Annotated in this window: 12 protein-coding genes and 1 pseudogene; 8 read left to right on the top strand and 5 right to left on the bottom strand. The window is 66.8% G+C overall.

Annotated features, from left to right (window positions below):
- Positions 1-19: 19 nt before the first annotated feature.
- Positions 20-439, top strand: coding sequence for a hypothetical protein (locus QA861_RS05265; protein ID WP_334587037.1), 420 nt, complete (start codon positions 20-22; stop codon positions 437-439).
- On the opposite strand, the gene QA861_RS05260 is transcribed toward QA861_RS05265, so the two are convergent.
- The gene (locus QA861_RS05260) at positions 434-3,724 is read right to left on the bottom strand and encodes a type ISP restriction/modification enzyme (protein ID WP_334587036.1); all 3,291 of its coding nucleotides are present in this window, start codon (positions 3,722-3,724) and stop codon (positions 434-436) included. The two genes, QA861_RS05265 and QA861_RS05260, sit on opposite strands and share 6 nt — an antisense overlap.
- A 171-nt stretch (positions 3,725-3,895) precedes the next feature.
- Complete coding sequence (locus QA861_RS05255; RefSeq protein WP_334587034.1) at positions 3,896-4,984, bottom strand: DNA polymerase III subunit beta family protein; 1,089 nt, start codon at positions 4,982-4,984, stop codon at positions 3,896-3,898.
- Positions 4,985-5,174: 190 nt separating this feature from the next.
- On the opposite strand from QA861_RS05255, the gene QA861_RS05250 reads away from it, so the two are divergent.
- Positions 5,175-5,465: a hypothetical protein gene (locus tag QA861_RS05250; RefSeq protein WP_334587033.1), complete on the top strand. Its 291-nt coding sequence runs from the start codon at positions 5,175-5,177 to the stop codon at positions 5,463-5,465.
- Positions 5,466-5,714: 249 nt separating this feature from the next.
- Here the strand turns inward: QA861_RS05250 and QA861_RS05245 are convergent, their stop codons facing one another.
- Complete coding sequence (locus QA861_RS05245) at positions 5,715-7,031, bottom strand: hypothetical protein (RefSeq protein WP_334587031.1); 1,317 nt, start codon at positions 7,029-7,031, stop codon at positions 5,715-5,717.
- Between the two features lie 572 nt (positions 7,032-7,603).
- Between QA861_RS05245 and QA861_RS05240 the strand changes: the two genes are divergently transcribed.
- The 6 genes from QA861_RS05240 (at position 7,604) to QA861_RS05215 (ending at position 11,420) form a co-directional block, all read left to right on the top strand.
- A complete protein-coding gene (locus QA861_RS05240; protein WP_334590679.1) occupies positions 7,604-7,855 on the top strand; it encodes a hypothetical protein in 252 nt (83 codons plus the stop codon).
- 30 nt (positions 7,856-7,885) lie between these two features.
- Positions 7,886-8,182 (top strand): hypothetical protein, encoded by a 297-nt coding sequence (locus QA861_RS05235; RefSeq protein WP_334587029.1) that lies wholly within the window; start codon positions 7,886-7,888, stop codon positions 8,180-8,182.
- A gap of 47 nt (positions 8,183-8,229) precedes the next feature.
- Positions 8,230-9,525 carry a hypothetical protein gene (locus QA861_RS05230; protein WP_334587028.1) on the top strand — a complete coding sequence of 432 codons (1,296 nt, stop codon included), beginning with the start codon at positions 8,230-8,232 and terminating at the stop codon, positions 9,523-9,525.
- Between the two features lie 230 nt (positions 9,526-9,755).
- Positions 9,756-10,094, top strand: coding sequence for a hypothetical protein (locus tag QA861_RS05225; RefSeq protein ID WP_334587027.1), 339 nt, complete (start codon positions 9,756-9,758; stop codon positions 10,092-10,094).
- On the top strand, positions 10,087-10,764 hold the full coding sequence (locus QA861_RS05220; protein WP_334587026.1) for a hypothetical protein: 678 nt from the start codon (positions 10,087-10,089) through the stop codon (positions 10,762-10,764). The genes QA861_RS05225 and QA861_RS05220 overlap by 8 nt, the downstream gene beginning before the upstream one ends.
- Positions 10,761-11,420 carry a hypothetical protein gene (locus QA861_RS05215; RefSeq protein WP_334587025.1) on the top strand — a complete coding sequence of 220 codons (660 nt, stop codon included), beginning with the start codon at positions 10,761-10,763 and terminating at the stop codon, positions 11,418-11,420. The genes QA861_RS05220 and QA861_RS05215 overlap by 4 nt, the downstream gene beginning before the upstream one ends.
- A gap of 154 nt (positions 11,421-11,574) precedes the next feature.
- Here QA861_RS05215 and QA861_RS05210 read toward each other — a convergent pair.
- Positions 11,575-14,120, bottom strand: a pseudogene (locus QA861_RS05210) (GmrSD restriction endonuclease domain-containing protein).
- An 88-nt stretch (positions 14,121-14,208) separates the two neighbouring features.
- Positions 14,209-15,048, bottom strand: coding sequence for a hypothetical protein (locus QA861_RS05205; protein ID WP_334587024.1), 840 nt, complete (start codon positions 15,046-15,048; stop codon positions 14,209-14,211).
- Between the last annotated feature and the right edge of the window lie 244 nt (positions 15,049-15,292).

Here is a 15,292-nt window from a genome sequence, read left to right as displayed (position 1 = left end):
AGCGGGTCATACTGGGTGCATGCTTGTTCCCAGCGGTACGCTCTCGCCGCTCCAACAACACCTGTTGCAGGAACTGGATCTGTGTGACCTCCCTGCTCCCGAAAGGTCACCCGAGTCCTACCTGGCGCGTGACCTCGACACGGACGAGATCCGGGACGCATTGCCGACCCTGTTGTGGTCCGGACTCGTGGAGCGCCAGGGTGGCGAACTGGGCAACCTCACGCTCACCCCGGTCGGCGTCGCGTCCCTGCGCGCGGCGGAGTGCGACGAGTTGACGGCCCGCCTGAGTGCGGTGGCGTCCTTCTCGGACACCGTTTCCATGGGCGCGGCGCCCCGCCCCGCCGGGCTCGCCCTGAGACGTCTCGCGGAGGGGACATGGACGCTGGAGCAGGCGAAGTCCTACGTCCGCACGGGTGAGGTCGGCGCCGACCGCTCATGACCCGTCCGCTTGGCCGAAGTCCAGGACGACGCGGCGCCGTGCGCGAGTTGCCCCGGGCTGCGGCGGGAGCACACCCGCCGAAGTGAGGTCGGCGACGGTGATGACCGGTGAACCCACGATCTTCGTGGTGAGCGCTTGCTGTGCGGGTGCGAGATCGACCAACCGCCGTAGGACGGACAGCAGGTCGATCAGTTCTTCGGTCCACTCGCTCGGCCAGGACGTGACATGGAGGTCGTCGAGCGGGCTTGTCTTCCGGCTGGTGGGGGCGGCTTTCCGGTAGCCGAACCACTTCTTGACGACGTTCATCCCGCCGACTTCGTAGTTCCAGACCTCGGGCGGGACACCGGTGAAAGCCCCCGGACCCACACAGAGGGTGCCAGTTTCCGCGTCGTAGCCGATCGTGTCGGGCACGGTGGAGCCGATCCCGGTCTCGTACCGCACTTGCCGTGGGTCTCCCGCGGTGAAGGTGACGCCCTCCTGTCCGGCGTGCGGGGCTCCGACATCGCCGTAGGTCGCCGCCCACAGGAACTCGCGGCCGACGCGGACGGCTTCGGTCCATAGCACCGGGTCTCCGGTGAGGGGTAACCGGACGCCAGGGGTGAGTAGTTCCTCGGCGAAGTGCTCCGTGAAGGCACTGTGCCCGGCGACGGCAACGGCGTAGGCGGCGAGGTCGTGTACCGGCACTTCGTCGAGGTCGAGCGCTGCGGCCAGGTACCGGAGCAGCCCGGTAGGTACGTTGGCGTTGCCGTCGGGATGGAGAATGGGGTGCACCCTTCCGCCCCGGCCGTTGAAGTGATGGGTGTCCGGTAACAGCGAGGTCGCCATCAGGGCGGGACCACTGCTGATCTCCTGGCTGCTCTGCTGGTTGAGGAACACCTGCCCCGGCCGCAAGGACTCCCATAAGTCGGGGCGCGCGAAGTCGAGAGCCCTGCTGTCGGCGATGAGCCACTGGCGGTCAAAGCTGCGTCGGGCTATGCGCAGAAGTGGTGGGCGAGCTTCGGTCTCTTCGTTGATGGTTCGGTTGGGATGCGGAAACTTCGGCAAACCAGCCACCCGTTTGTCGAGTTGGCGATCTCGTGTCTGCTTGAACAGAACGGCCTTTACCTCAGGGTTCTCTTCTGCCAGAAGACGGGACCAGCGCCGCTGTAGGACCGATTCGGACGGTGAGTTCACCCAGGACCTGTTGGTAGTGATGCCAAGACTTCCCCACGGGAACAGGTCCTCCATCGCAGGGAGGTCGTCCCACCCTGACAAAGTGGCCGGCGTAAATGGCCGCGCTCCCCGCGCATGGGCGTCCCGCCAGCCCCCGTCATCCAGACTCACTTCCCGGAGCTGGGCGAACTTGTCCGCCCGCCTGCCCTGCAGAGCCCGGTAGTGGACGCGTGCCGGACGGTTGGCGTCGTGATCGGCCCGCCGTACGAACACGCAGATCGACAGCGGTTGGGCGACGTGAGGGAATACGCGGGTGGCCACGTCCGACCGCTGCCCCTCCGGTGACAGGTTGATGACCCACCCCTCGTCGCAGGTCCTGCGCAGGTAGTCGCGCATGCCCCGCCCGGCGGGACCGGTGGCGAACGCCGACGGGGTGATGAAGCAGACGACGCCGTGCCGGTCGTCCGGCTGGGCGTCGAAGACCTTCCATGTGGCCCAGCGCCAGAAGTAGACGTACAGGTTCTTCAGGGCGTGCTCGTAGCGGCCGTTACCCGGATACCGGAAGTCGTCCAGGGGAGGACGGCCCTGGCCTTTCACCCGCTTCTCGATCCAACCCCCGCGGTTCTCCGCCTTGTCGTCGTACGGGGGATTGGAGATGACCACGGTGACTGGGACGTTGGCCTTGACGTTGTTGGCGCGGGCGCGTGACACGGAGAGGGCCGCGTACGTCGAAGCGAGCTGCTCCTCCTGGACGAAGGGATCGTCGAGTGTGTCCGTGACATGGAGGTTGAGTCCGCCGGGCGGGAGCGGGGCGCCGTGCTTCTTGAGCAGGTCGGCCGCGCGGAGTTCGGCGACGGCGAACGGGCCCATCTGCAGCTCGAAGCCGTACAGTCGCTCGGCGAGCCGGCCGATCGCGTCGGGTGCCATGGCGTCGCCGTGCCGCTGGGCCGCCTGCTGTGCCACCCGCTCGATGACCGTGTGCAGATAAGTGCCGGTGCCCATCGCCGGGTCGACGATGTGCACGCTCTCGTCGCCGTAGCCGCGGGCTTTGCCCAGACGGGTGCGCAGCACCTCCTCGGCGAGCCGGACCATCTCCTCGACGATCTGGTGAGGTGTGTAGTACGAGCCGCTGCGCTGGCGGAGGCTGTCGTCGTAGACGGAGAGGAACGACTCGTAGAGGTGGAGGTAGGCGTCCCGGTTGCCCTGCCGGATGGTCTCCCAGTCGACGGCCGCGACGGTACGGGCGAGGAGGTTCAAGGTGACTTCGAACCGCTCATTGACGTTGTCGGTGAGCAGTTGGAGTGCTTTGCCCATCAGAGCGTGGCCCGCATTGAGGCGGCGGCCGATCTCGTGGAAGCTCGTGCCGGTGAGCGGGATGTGCTCGGTGCGGGCAAGGAGCAGCGCGAAGGTGACCGTCTGGGCGTAGCCGTCGGCGAAGGTCGCGTCGTCCGCGGTGGGGAAGAGGAACCGGCGCCAGTCGCTTCTGAGGCCGGTGAAAGGGCGGTCGGCGGCGGAGTCGGCCGCGTCCAGTGCGGCTTCGGCCCGTAGTTGTTCCCGTACGGCCTCGCGCAGTAGGCGGCACAGCGGAGCGATGTGCTGGACGAGTACCGGAACTCGACGGATCTTCGAGGGTTCCCAGCAGAGCACAGCCTGGGCCAGTGCGTCGAAGGCGGCGAGATCGACGGCTGTCAGTTTCTCACCGGCGCTCTTCAAGGCCCCCGCCAGCACGACCTCCTCACCGACCTGTGTGCCGTACTGGAAGACACGCCAATGGGTGCCGTTGGTGTAGAGCAGGTTGGGGAGGTCGCGCAGGCGTTCCCACTGTCTCTTGTCGTGACCGGTGAAGGAGTCCGGATCGATGCTCTTTCCGGGCCGTTTCACCTCGATGTAACCGGTCACGTCCGCGCCGACGCGCACGGCGTAGTCGGGCCGCACCCCGAGGTGCGGGATGCGCGTCTCCGGGAACCAGTCGATCTCGGGGCGGGCATGGTGCGCGGCGATCGTGCGGAACAGTTGCTCAAGTGGGCTGCGGATCGCTGCCTCACGGTCACCCGGACCCGACAGGTTCCGCTTGCATTCGGCACCGAAGACGGAAACGGCTTCCTGGAGCCACTGAAGACGTGCGTCAGCCATGGATCGTCCCCCCATCGCCCCGGCCCCGGACGAGATACGGGACCAACCCCTTCCGCGAAGTATGGGACAGCAACACCCCAAATGGGCAGGGGCGTGCGGGAGTTCGGCCGAGGTGAAGGTGCGCCCTGCAAGAGTTGTTCGGCGGACGGAACCTGTCGCGACGGACGGAAGCTAGTTCTCCAGGCGGACCGGCATAAGGAGCGAGAAGGCGTGCTCGTCGTCGGGCCGGCGGATTGCGAGCGGTGCCGTGGGCGCGCCCAGTTCCAGGATCAGCTCGTCCCGGGCCCCGGCGGTGAGCGCGTGCAGCAGGAACTCTCGGTTGACGGCCACGTTGTTCTGGTCGTCGTCACCGTCGTCGCACACGATCACGGACTCGTTCTCCGTCACCCGGAGCAGGCTGAGGTCGTGAGGCTCGCCGTCCTGCTCACGCGTCTCGCCCGTGCGGACCGGGCCGGTCTCAAGGGCCATGCGGAAGGCCGCCGTCTCGACGTGGACCCGGCGACCGGCCGGGAGGTCGGCGAGGCGGCGGTAGTCGGGGAACTCGTGGCCGAGGGACTGGCCGGATGTCTGCCGGTCACCGGTTTCCAGGCTGACACGATCACCGTCCACCGCGAGCTGGACGGGCTCCTCACCGGTCAGCAGCGCCCGCATCGCGTCGGCGAGCGGAAGGGGCACGACCACCTGCGTCCGTGGCCCGCCGTGCCCGGTGGCGCGTGCTCGCGCGACAGCCATGCGGTAGCGGTCGGTGGCCACCAGCCGGAGTTCCTCTCCTTCGATGTCGAACAGGATGCCACTGAGCATCGGCAGCTCCGGATCGCTGCCGGCCGCGAAGCGGACCGTGTCCAGCGCCGCGGCCAACTCCGGCGCGGCGACGGACAGTCGGGTGGCGGTGGCTGCGGTGTGAAGCGACGTCATGGGGTTCTCCCTGTGGTCGAGTAGAGCTCGGAGCGTGGAGAACTGACTGCGGGCGTCGGACAGCCCCAGTTCGAGACGGCGCAGGTGAGCCTCAAGGAGACTTCGCACCAGGTCCGTGTCCGCGCCGGCCCACCCGGCCAGCACGAGCCGGATGTCCGCCAACGGCATGCCCGCCCGACGCAGCCGGGCCAGCAACCGGGCTTCCTCCAACTGCCCGGGCTCGTACCAGCGGTAGCCGCTGACGGGGTCCACCCAGGCGGGGACCAGCACACCGGCACGGTCGTAGAACCGCAGCGCGCTCACGCTCAGTCCGCCGTCCCGGGCCATCTCCCCGATGCTGCGCATCTCGTTCTCCACACCTGGAACTCTGAGCCCTCGACAAGGTCGAGGGTCAACCTCGGCCATGGCCCTCTCCGAGGACAGGGCGCGAAGATGACCAGCAGAATTATGCTGGTGTGCAGCAAGTGGGGCGATGTGATCACCATGTTCCCCATCCCTTGAGTGAAATCACGGAATGCGAAGAGGATCAACGGTCATGGGTCTCGATATTTACGTGCGGGACGTCCGGCGGGATCAGGTCGACGTCATCGGTGACGATGCCGAGGATTCCTTCGGGCAAATGTGCCGGACGGCTCCGAAGACCAGTCTCCGACGCGGGGTCATGCAGTTCGGTGACACGATGTTCAACTCCTACCAGCTCCACCGATTCGTCGAGGAGTTGGAGAGCTTGTCACCGGACGAGGTGACACCGGCGATCCACTGCGTGCTCGACGCGGCACGGCGGGCCATCCGTCGGTCGGGGTACCTGTACTTCGTCGGCGACTAGCCTAGATCTTTCGTGAATGGCCGCCAGCTTTGGCTGGCGGCCAATTGGTCGTTGTGAAGCGTGTGTAGGCACACAGGTGGCCCGATCGTCCCATTGGGTGGGCGCCGGATTTCAGGCTTCCGGCCGGTGGCTCACATGCAACCGTCCCGCCGTCGGCCACGTTGCTGAACAATGCGAGGTGAGCCATCAATCACCGCGTTCGAAATCTCGGGCAACCCCGCACTACTCGCCAAGCGAGTGCGAGCGCGCCTATGACGGTGCGGGCAGCGCGGGGAACACGACCACCGAGCCGTCCTTGTCGCGGGCAATCTCAATCGCCACGTCTGTCGCAGGGTTGTTGACCATGACGCCGTCACCGAGCCTGTGAATCCGGTGTGCCACACGCATCAGGCGATCGACTTCACCGGTCGTGAAGACGGGCCGCAAACCGTTCGGGCGGGCCAGCTCCAGCGCCGACAGGCGCACCAGGACACCTGCGATGCCCAACTCCAGTTTGTCGAGGCGCTGTTGGTCGGACCTGAGTGCGCGGGCGAAGTTCTCGAACAAGTTGGCAGGGTCGCTCTGGGCATGCTCGACGGCCTGCAGGACGACGACCCGTCGCTTCAACGCAATGGCCAAGGCCGCGAGTTCGAGGTGGGCGCGGAACCTGCCGCCGTGGTCGTCGACGCCGGGGAATGACTTGGTCAGCGTGTCGATCTCGACGGCCTTGTCGTCGGGCAACTTGTCGAGTGCGCTCTGCCACCGGGCAAGGCGGCGGTCAGCGGCGCCCAGTGCCGTGTTGATGGCATGAACTGCCGAGTCCAGGCCCAGCGAGAACCCGAGCTTGCCCTGATCGAGCAGAATGGCGGTGGCTTTGTCGATGGCATCGCGGCAGCCGTCGAGTTCGCTGTGCTCGTCATCGAGCTTCTGCTCGTGCAGTTGCTCCAGCAGCTCTGTGATGTGTTCGATGGCCTGCTGGCGCTTGGAGTCGGCGTTCGCGCTCACCCCCACCGCTACGGCCATGAGCACGAGTGGCGCGGCCACGGTGAGAGTCGCGCTGCCGGCGACCGCGACGCCGGCTGTCGCACCGGCTCCGCCAGCTGCGCCTGCTGCTGTCGCTTTACCGACCGGCACGAACTTCGCATGGGCGGCGATGCGGCCCTTTGAGTTCACGAGCGCGCCGCGGATGCAGCCGCCCACCCCCTTCGCTGCCATCGGGCGAACGATGCCCTGACCGAACTGGGCGGCAACCTTCGCCGGAACCACCATGCGATACAGGCCTTCGCCGGCAGCGGTCGCCGTAGCCGCCACAGAGGAACTTCGCGCTGACTGCGTGATGAGCTGCGACAGGTGCTGTGCCAGGGGACTCACGGCATCGAGCGGGATACCTCGGCTGCGGTCGAGCTCGTCGGGTAGGGGATGTACCTCAAGTGTGGTGATCGGCGCGTTGGCCAGGCAGGCCAGCACACCGCGCAGTTCAGCCAGGCGCTCAGCCGTCATCGGCTCGTCTCCGCCAAATGCGGGCACCAGGACGTCACGGGTCGCCAGTGTCCACACCGGAACGATTGTCTTGCGGTAGTCAATCATCGGCTCCCCGTCTCGCCTTGCTATGCAGCAACAGCTTACGGCTGACGTAGGGCCGCTTGTACGGTGTGCGCCGGGCCGACTTGAAGGAGCCGTTGGAGGGCCAGCCGCTGTCCATCAACACCACGAGGGCCGACAATAGGGGCAGCGATCCGTCCGGGCTTTCCCGGACCGAGACGTCCTCCAACAGGTAGGGCACGGGGTTCTCGTGGGCGGGACGTGATGACCGAGCCTTGCCAGTTCGCTGGTCAGATCACCGTACGGAATGGGCGCCGCGCCCTGGTGTGCCCGTGAACGCAGAACCTCGATCACGGTGTACAGAGCGTGCCTCGGCGCTGAAGTGCGCGATGGCAAACGAGCGACTCGCGTTGGAGGGCTGACCACTTCCTGCCCAGGACTTCATGATCGCCGGAACCGTGACTGGTGATTACATAGGGTGCCGGACAATGTCACGTATCGTAGAACGAACTACACATAGAGCCCTCCCCGCTTGACGGAAACCCCACTGGTGTCATCACGTGCCCCACAGATAGCGTTGGTTCGCTGGAGTTACCCCACCTCACCAGGAGTCCAAAGTGAACCGCCCCGCCCGGCTCGTGACAGCCGTGCTCACCGCATCCGCGGCCCTGCTGCTGACCGCATGCGGCTCCGGAGGGGGCGACGACGCGTCCTCGGACAACATCGGCTGGCCGTACGAGTTGAAGGCGTTGGTCACCTGGGCGATCTCCTGGGAGGGCTCCGGCGGCGCGCAAGGTGACCTGCCGGACGGCGCCTTCGAGGCAACCCGGGATATGGCCGTTCAGGAGATCCAGTCCGTCAACCGCTGACGGGCGAACCACGAGGGGCGAGGAACGAGCATGTCGAAGGGATCCGATCTCCAGGTCGACTACGACCTGCTGTCGACGAGTGCCAAGCAACTCGCCCAGATCCGCCGCGAGTTCAAGGGCCTGGAGGACTGGAAGCAGGACATCGAGTCGCTGCTCGGCGATAGCCGTGTCCAGGCTGCCATGGGCGACTTCGTGGACAACTGGGACAAGAACCGGGGGCGGCTGGTCGAGGAGATCGAGGAGGTCGGGAAGCAGGTCAAGACAACCAGCGACGCCTTCAAGGGACTCGACGACCAACTGGCCAAGGCCAACAAGGGGAAGAAGTAGCGCCGTGGGTGCAGACGAACTGACGGCTCTTCGCAGGGGGAACATCCATGGCTCGGCCGGCTGACTGGGCGCCGCTCGCGGAGACCGACCCGGTTCCGGGGGATCCGGATGGGATCCGGCGCGAGGTCACGCACATGAAGAGGATCGCCGAGAAGCTGCGTACGCAGGCTGCTGCTATGCAGGCGATCGCCGAGTGCGACGGTCTGAAGGGCGAGTATGCCGACAAGCTGGGCGACAACGCGCGCGGGCTCGGCCGGAGGCTGGACCTTGCCGAGGACCGCTACCGCAAGGTGAAGGGGCACCTGGGCGGCTGGGCAGACGACATGGAGGACGCCCAGAAGAGGGCGGGCCATGCCCTCGACGATGCCAAGGACGCCCAGCGGATCATCGACCAGCACAAGCCGGACAGTGCCAGCAAGGGCTCGGACAAGGACACCGGCAAGGACGCAGGCAAGGACAAGCCGGACGAGGATCCCGCCGTGAAGCGGGCCAGGGAAGACCTTGAGGCCGCCCGTACGAAGCTGCAGTCGACTGTCACCTTCTACGGTGAGCGCGCGGACCACTACGCCGGCAAGATCCGGTCGTCGATCGACGACGACATGGAGGACAGCTGGTGGAACGACTTCAAGGCGTGGGTGGGCGACGCTGACTGGTTGGGGACACTGGCCGAGGTCCTGAGCAACATCACCACCCTGCTCACCTTCGCCGCGATTTTCTTCCCCGCTCTCGGCGTGCTGGCCGGAATCCTCACTGCCATCGTCTTCGGCATCCACCTCATCATGGCCCTGACCGGCAACGGCTCCTGGTTCGATGTGGTCACCGACATCGCAGCGTTCAAGATGGCCAAGAACGGCGTCAAGGCGGCCAAGGCGGTCAAGGCGCTACAGAAGGAAGGGCGAGGCATCTCGAAGGGCCTCGCGGAGCAGCAGGCGAAGCGAGTGGCCAGAATGAACCGTGCCGCCGGCGGACGGGGTGGCAGTGGGCGCCTGGGCCGACTCCGCAGAACCGCGGACAACCAGCAGGGTCGAGCTGCGGGTGTGAAGACCCGGGACGAGGCCATGCCGGTGGCGACGCGGAAGGAGACCTACAGGGCCCTCGGGGACAAGCGCATGGCGGAGCAGGTGAAGGACGTCGAGCGAATGAGCGGCAGGTATCCGGACAGTCAGCGACTGAGCGAGGTCGCCTCGGAGGCAGCCCGCCAGAAGGGCGTATCCCAAGCCTACTGGGGGACGAGTACGGTGCTTGACCTTGGTGGACGGGCCGGAGACGCGTGGTCTCCTACCTACGTGAATGCCAAGGGAGACATGACAGCGCCAGCAGTCGGGTTCGGGTCGCAATGGTGAGGCCCAAGCCGGAGAAGCGGAGAAGCGGCCTCACGGAGAGCGCTCGTACCCGGCAGGCGCGCCAGGTTCAAGAGCGCGTGCATGCCGCAGCGGATCAAGACCTTCACGGGTCTGTGCGGCCTCCCCGTGGAGCGGAAGAGCATCCCGGGACCGATGGCGCCGACTCCGGAACACATGCGTCCGGCCCAGGAGACGAGAGGTTCCTCAAGCGGGCAGCCCTGGTGCGCTATGTGCTGCTCGCCATCGCCCTCGTCATGCTGCTGTGGTTTATCGTCGCGATGCAGAACCACAAGACGTGGGGACTGGAACTACCCATGCCCACATGGGCGTTGGACATCGCCGCGCTCAGCCCTCTGCTGGTGCTGATCCGGTTCTGGGGCCCGGAGACCAGGAGGAGGAGCGACACCCTGGAATTCGACCTGCGGGTCATCAGCGGTCTCTACTTCCTCATGGCTCTCCTGGGAGCCGCGCTCGGCGGATACTGGCAGCTGTGGCCTGGGGTTGCGATCAGCGCTGCGGTGCACGCGGGCATCTGGTACACGAACAGGCGGACCCGCAGTCATGGCTGATCCTGTGACCGAACTGGCCTCGCCGCCTGCTGGCTACGGGTTTTTTCTGCCCGAGGACTGGGTGCAGATCCCACTCCGGCAGGGAGATGCGGAGGACGCCGTACGTTCCCTCGTCGCCTCCGCCTTTGCACGGGTGCCGGCGGACGTGCCGCGCGACAAACTGACGCCTCTCCGGCTGGAGTTGGAGCGCAGACTGCGGGCAGCCGTTGCCGAGGCTCGCAGGGCCAAGGCGCTGGAGATGTATCTGCCGGTGAAGCTGGCGGGGGAGGTGAACCTCGGGGCGTCGTTCACCGTCTCCAACGCGCGTCTTCCGGCGCGCTCCGGGCCTGACGGAGCCTCGAGTGAAGTGTCCGACCCTGCGGAGATCGCCGTGCAACTGCTCTCCGCTGACGGTACGGCGAGTGCCTCGGAGATGGACCTGAGCAGCGGCGAGGTCGACGGAGCCCTGACGGTTCGCCGAGAGCGCGTCGTGCCTGCGGCCCCGGAGCGCGGTGCGGAGCTTGCCAGCCGCAGGGTGGAGTACCTCGTGGCGGTACCCGGTGACCCCAGCCAGTGGCTCGTGGCCGCTTTCTCCACGATCGGCGCCGGGAACCCCCGAGACGACCTGGCTGATGCGATGGTCGAGTGGTTCGACGCCCTGATGACGACCTTCCGGTGGAGCTGGACATGACTGAGCCCCTGGTCGAGCTGGAGCACGAGTTCAGCCTCGACATCGACTACGACCCGAGCCGATGGCTGGAGCTTCCTCCGCGCTGGGACACCGAGGAGTGGCAGGACATCGACGCCTGGACGCGTTCGTGCGCCGCGCTGCTCTGGCGGTCGTACGGACAGGATCCAGGCGAGTCAGGTATCCCCTTCCTCGCGGGCGTGTTGCGGCGCTTCGCGGAAGCCTTCGCGCCGGAGCCCTTCGACACGCGGGTACTGCTGCGCATGTGGGAACCGACGAGCATGCCTCTCCAGGTCTTCAGCATGGTCAAGCCCGCACAAGGCGACCGCGAGGAGACGCTGCGCTTCCTTGTCGGAGCGGAGGACCCCGACGCTGTCGAGCCCCCGGTCGTCGAGGCCTTCCACACGGAACATCTCGGTGAGGGCCTGCGGACATTCCGCTATCTCCGGCAGGACGACACCCCCGAAGTGATCGCCGCACTCCGCTATGCCTGGCGCGACGAGGAAACCGGCGCCGACGTGGTGCTGTGGACCGCCGCCGACGACACCGCACGAGTCATCCGGGCCGCCCAGGATGTCGAAGAGCTGGCACACAAGGTGAGCGTGGCAGTCTGGAATCTCGAACCGGACGACGAGGAATCGCCGGATACGAAGCCGTAGAAACACCCGTAGAGCTTTCCTCGGTGTCTGTGGAGAGGGAGCAGCTCGCCCGCCACTCCAGCGGCGAATTCAGTCGGCATGAGCATGGCTTGGGTGCCTCGCTGGCCGTCGTTCTGCGACAGCCAGTCGCTAGGGCACAGAACGCGACACACCTTCAGCCCCGCCGTGCCAGGTCCAGCGCAACCACCCCCACGAACCAGTCCAGCACCTCGCAGATCTCGTCGCCGTGTCGCGCGAAGACGCTCAGGGGGAAGGAGGGGCGCAGCTCCAGCTTCGCCTCTGGCAGGTCGATGCCGTCGATCTTGTTCAGGCGGTTCAGGAGTTCGCGGCGCTGCTCGGTGTCGTCGAAGGGGCTGCGGGTCTTGAGGTACTGGAAGACCACCTCGACCGTCCCGCTGACGGGGTAGATCCCGACGGGCCACATGAAGTGATACCGACGGTTGGACCCCAGATCGAGTGTGGGGAAGCAACTCGTCTCCTCGTACCGGCCGTAGGTCACATGGCCGCCCTGGCGGCGCCAGAAGTCGAGGGCCGTCACGACTCCGGCGTACGCGTCGGGCCAGTTCTCCCGCAGTTGCGCGCGGAACCGCTCGGCCGCCGCCTCGTCCTCCCCCTCGGGGAGCGGGTCGTGTGCGGCGGGTTGCGCCACGTCCCTGCCCAGCAGGGTGGCCAGCTCGGCGGCGGACAGACGCTGGGAAGGGTGGGCCCGTCCAAGGGGGTCGAAGCGGATGCCCTCGCTGGCCAGCAGTTCCTGCGGCGGCGGCCGGTCGCTGCCGTCCGCCCAGCGGAACGACGGGGAGATCCTGCCTTCCACCGTGAGTACGCGATAGGCGCCGATCACGGTTGTGTTGGCGCCCAGGAAGGCTCCGACGGGTACCGGGTGGCTGCCGATCAGCTCGGCGACATCGCCGTACGTCGTCCAGGTGCCGCTCGGCATCGCCACCAGCGCGGCCCGCAGCTCGGCCCAGCCCGGTGATTCCTCACCGGTCGGCTTGATCCCGCCGATCGGGCCGGGCCACAGTTCCACGGCGCGGTCGGCCAGACGGTCGGCACGTTCCAGGATCTGTGCCTTGCCCCAGCGCGGTGCCGAGGAGATCTCGAGGTTCATGCGCAGGGCACTCGAGTCGAGGATCTGCTGCTTGCGCTCGAAGGGGTGATTGGAGAGCTTGGCGTTGTCACCGGTCAGCGTCAGGTTGCCGAGCGTGTGCACCAGCAGGTCGTGCAGTTCCTGCGGACTCTGGTTCGGCTCCGTCTCCTCGGCGAGCAGGTCGAACCACGCGGGACCCGGGCGTTGTGGCAGGACGTGCTCCACACTCAGGGACGCCTTGGCGAAGTCCACGGGCTCGGAGGCGCGGTAGCTCTCCTCCAGGCGACGCAGGATGTAGCTGCGCTGTGGCGGGCGGCCCGACCAGTAGAACGGTTTGGCGCGAACCGCTTCGCGCAGCTCCTCGTCGCTCGGCCAGCGTCGGCGCCGGCCCGACAGGAACCGCCGCACGGCCTCGGCGGCTGACCGGTCGGTCTCCAGCTCCTTCGGCGCCTCCATGAAGATGCGGTTCAGGTTGGTGGTCGGCGTCTGACAGATCAGACGCCGTACGAGGTAGGACTCGACGTAACCCAGTGCCTGGGCCGTGTCCTCCGGGGTCGTCCCGCCGGCGTCGAGAAGGTCCAGCAGGTGCAGCGTGAGCGGGTAGTGGGTCTGTCCGCCCCAGGCGGCCAGGCGCTCCAGGACCGCCCTGAGAGCGGGGGACGGCTCACGCGCGGGTTCGATGATCCGAAGGAATCGCTGGGCTCGCCCGGCGAGTTGCTCGATCTCGCTCTGCAGCGCGGCCTCGTCGCCGGCCAGCGGCTGGAGCCGCTTCTGCTGCTCGCGGTAGATCTCGCTCTGCTTGGTCTTGTAGTGGCCGCGTACGACCAGGTCGAGCCAGACCAGCAGTTCGAGGTTCTTCGGGCCGAGGCTCTGCTGCATTGGCAGCCACAGTTCCTCGTAGATCCGCTCGCCTCGCTTGGGCAACAGCATGAACACGTGGTTGCGCAGAAGGTCGCTCTGGCTGAGCCCGACACCCGTGTTGTTGATCGACTCAAAGATCCGGTACACGTTGTCGCCCGGCTCCGCGGTGATCTCCACGATGGAGAGCAGGTCCTTGAGCACCGTCTCGACCGTGGCGGCCCATCGCTCGTCACCCGACTCGTGGCCCTCGGCCAGCGCACCGCGGAAGAAGCGGTAGGCAGTCCCTACGTTGTCGCTTCCGCCGGCTTCCGCCCGGGACTGGACACAGGAGACGTATGCCTCCCGGTCCGCTTGCGTGGGCAGCAGCCGGTAGTGGTCCGGACCTTCGTGGAACTCGTTGACCAGGGTCTGGCGATGGACTCGGTCCACGCCTCGTGCGTCACCCGTCTCCTTCAGGTGGTCGCGCAGCGCGACGAAGGCCAACATCAGTGTGGTCAGGCGCTGTTGTCCGTCCACCACCAGCCATCTCTGCACGCCGCCCGCCTGGATCTGTCCGGGTGCCAGCACCACGGAGCCGAGGAATGCGGCGCCGTGGGATCGCCGGCCAGATGCTGGTCGACGAGTTCACCGATGTCCTCCCAGAGGCGCTGCAACTGCTCCCTGCGCCAGCTGTAAGTGCGTTGGTAGAGCGGCACTTGGAACTGCTTGTCCCCTTGGACGAGCTTGAGGAAGGTGATTTCCTGGGCGCGCATGTGCGTCCCTTTCCCTGGCGTCTTTCCCTGTCCGGGTGTACAGGACGGGCCCCGTGCACGTGCAGGTGTCCGCCGAATCTATGCCTTGTCAGGCGCTGTTGTCCGCCGATGTCAGGGCTGAGCTGCTGGAGATGCGCGGCATCGTCTCGTTGGGGGAGCGGCGCAGCAGTTTGATCGTGCGGCCCTCGACCCACGCGTTCCACGCCTTGAGGTAATAGAGCAGGTGCTCGCGTGAGTCGTCGCGGCGCCGGTGTGCGTTGCCCAGAGCGAGATTGAGCATCGTGTTGCGCAATGTCAGACGTGGGTCACCCGGCTCCAGGCGGGCACCGGTGACGACCCCCGCCTCCCAGTCGGACTGGTCGATGTCGGGACGGGCCCCGCTGGTGACGTACCAGCCGATCGTCGCGGCCGTGACGGTGATACGGCACCCCCGGTTCAGCGCGATGCCGTGGTGCAGGGCGTCACGGACACCGGGGTGTTCGCCCAGCAGGTTCAGGAGCTGGTCGTTGCTCGTGACCGACGAGCCGCCGCTCCACGCGGAGTTGGGGGCGCTGCGGTACAGGTGCAGTCCACGCAGGGCTGCCGCCAGGTGGGTCGCGTTGGCCTCCCCCGCGAGGGCCAGCGCGTCCCGGCCGGTGCGCTTACGGCCCGTGTCCATCACGGTGAACGCGGTGCGCGGCACACCGTGCGTGACGGTCAGGGGCACGGTGGCACCCGCCTTGACGATGGCGGCAAGACGGTGCTGTCCGTCGATAAGGACGTCGTCCTCGTCGAAGGCGATGCCCTGATGCGTCAACTGCCATTCCCCGCGCTGGATCTGAGCGGCCAACTGCTGAACCGTGCCCTTGCTGAGCGGCCGGTTGCTGGTGTTGCGGGCGAGCCACTCGGTCGCCAACTGGGGCGACACGTCGACCACTTGCATGTGCATGGCAGCTTTACCTTCCTTTAGGCTGACGTCGAGAACAGCTTGGCGTGCATTGTGAACTAAGTCAACGGCGAAATTCGAAGAGAGTGTCGGATGTGAAGGTGATGTCGAGGTCCGTCGGTGCTCGCCGTGCTGGCGGTGATCGCTCATTGGTGGCGATCTGTGCGTGATGGGCGTCATGGATGTCCGGGTTTGCTGATACGCTCGCGATGTGTGCTCAGTTCACACTGGAGTTCGTGCGCCGGGG

Origin of the sequence: Streptomyces sp. B21-083, assembly GCF_036898825.1 — a bacterium.
Taxonomy (GTDB): Bacteria; Actinomycetota; Actinomycetes; order Streptomycetales; family Streptomycetaceae; genus Streptomyces.
Note: the sequence above shows the minus strand (reverse complement) of the source record. Positions and strands in the feature narration are given on the sequence as shown.

Coding starts and splice junctions, on each gene's coding strand:
- QA861_RS05265 (WP_334587037.1), top strand. CDS start 20: ATGCTTGTTCCCAGCGGTACGCTCTCGCCGCTCCAACAACACCTGTTG.
- QA861_RS05260 (WP_334587036.1), bottom strand. CDS start 3,724: ATGGCTGACGCACGTCTTCAGTGGCTCCAGGAAGCCGTTTCCGTCTTC.
- QA861_RS05255 (WP_334587034.1), bottom strand. CDS start 4,984: ATGCGCAGCATCGGGGAGATGGCCCGGGACGGCGGACTGAGCGTGAGC.
- QA861_RS05250 (WP_334587033.1), top strand. CDS start 5,175: ATGGGTCTCGATATTTACGTGCGGGACGTCCGGCGGGATCAGGTCGAC.
- QA861_RS05245 (WP_334587031.1), bottom strand. CDS start 7,031: ATGATTGACTACCGCAAGACAATCGTTCCGGTGTGGACACTGGCGACC.
- QA861_RS05235 (WP_334587029.1), top strand. CDS start 7,886: ATGTCGAAGGGATCCGATCTCCAGGTCGACTACGACCTGCTGTCGACG.
- QA861_RS05230 (WP_334587028.1), top strand. CDS start 8,230: ATGGCTCGGCCGGCTGACTGGGCGCCGCTCGCGGAGACCGACCCGGTT.
- QA861_RS05220 (WP_334587026.1), top strand. CDS start 10,087: ATGGCTGATCCTGTGACCGAACTGGCCTCGCCGCCTGCTGGCTACGGG.
- QA861_RS05215 (WP_334587025.1), top strand. CDS start 10,761: ATGACTGAGCCCCTGGTCGAGCTGGAGCACGAGTTCAGCCTCGACATC.
- QA861_RS05205 (WP_334587024.1), bottom strand. CDS start 15,048: ATGCACATGCAAGTGGTCGACGTGTCGCCCCAGTTGGCGACCGAGTGG.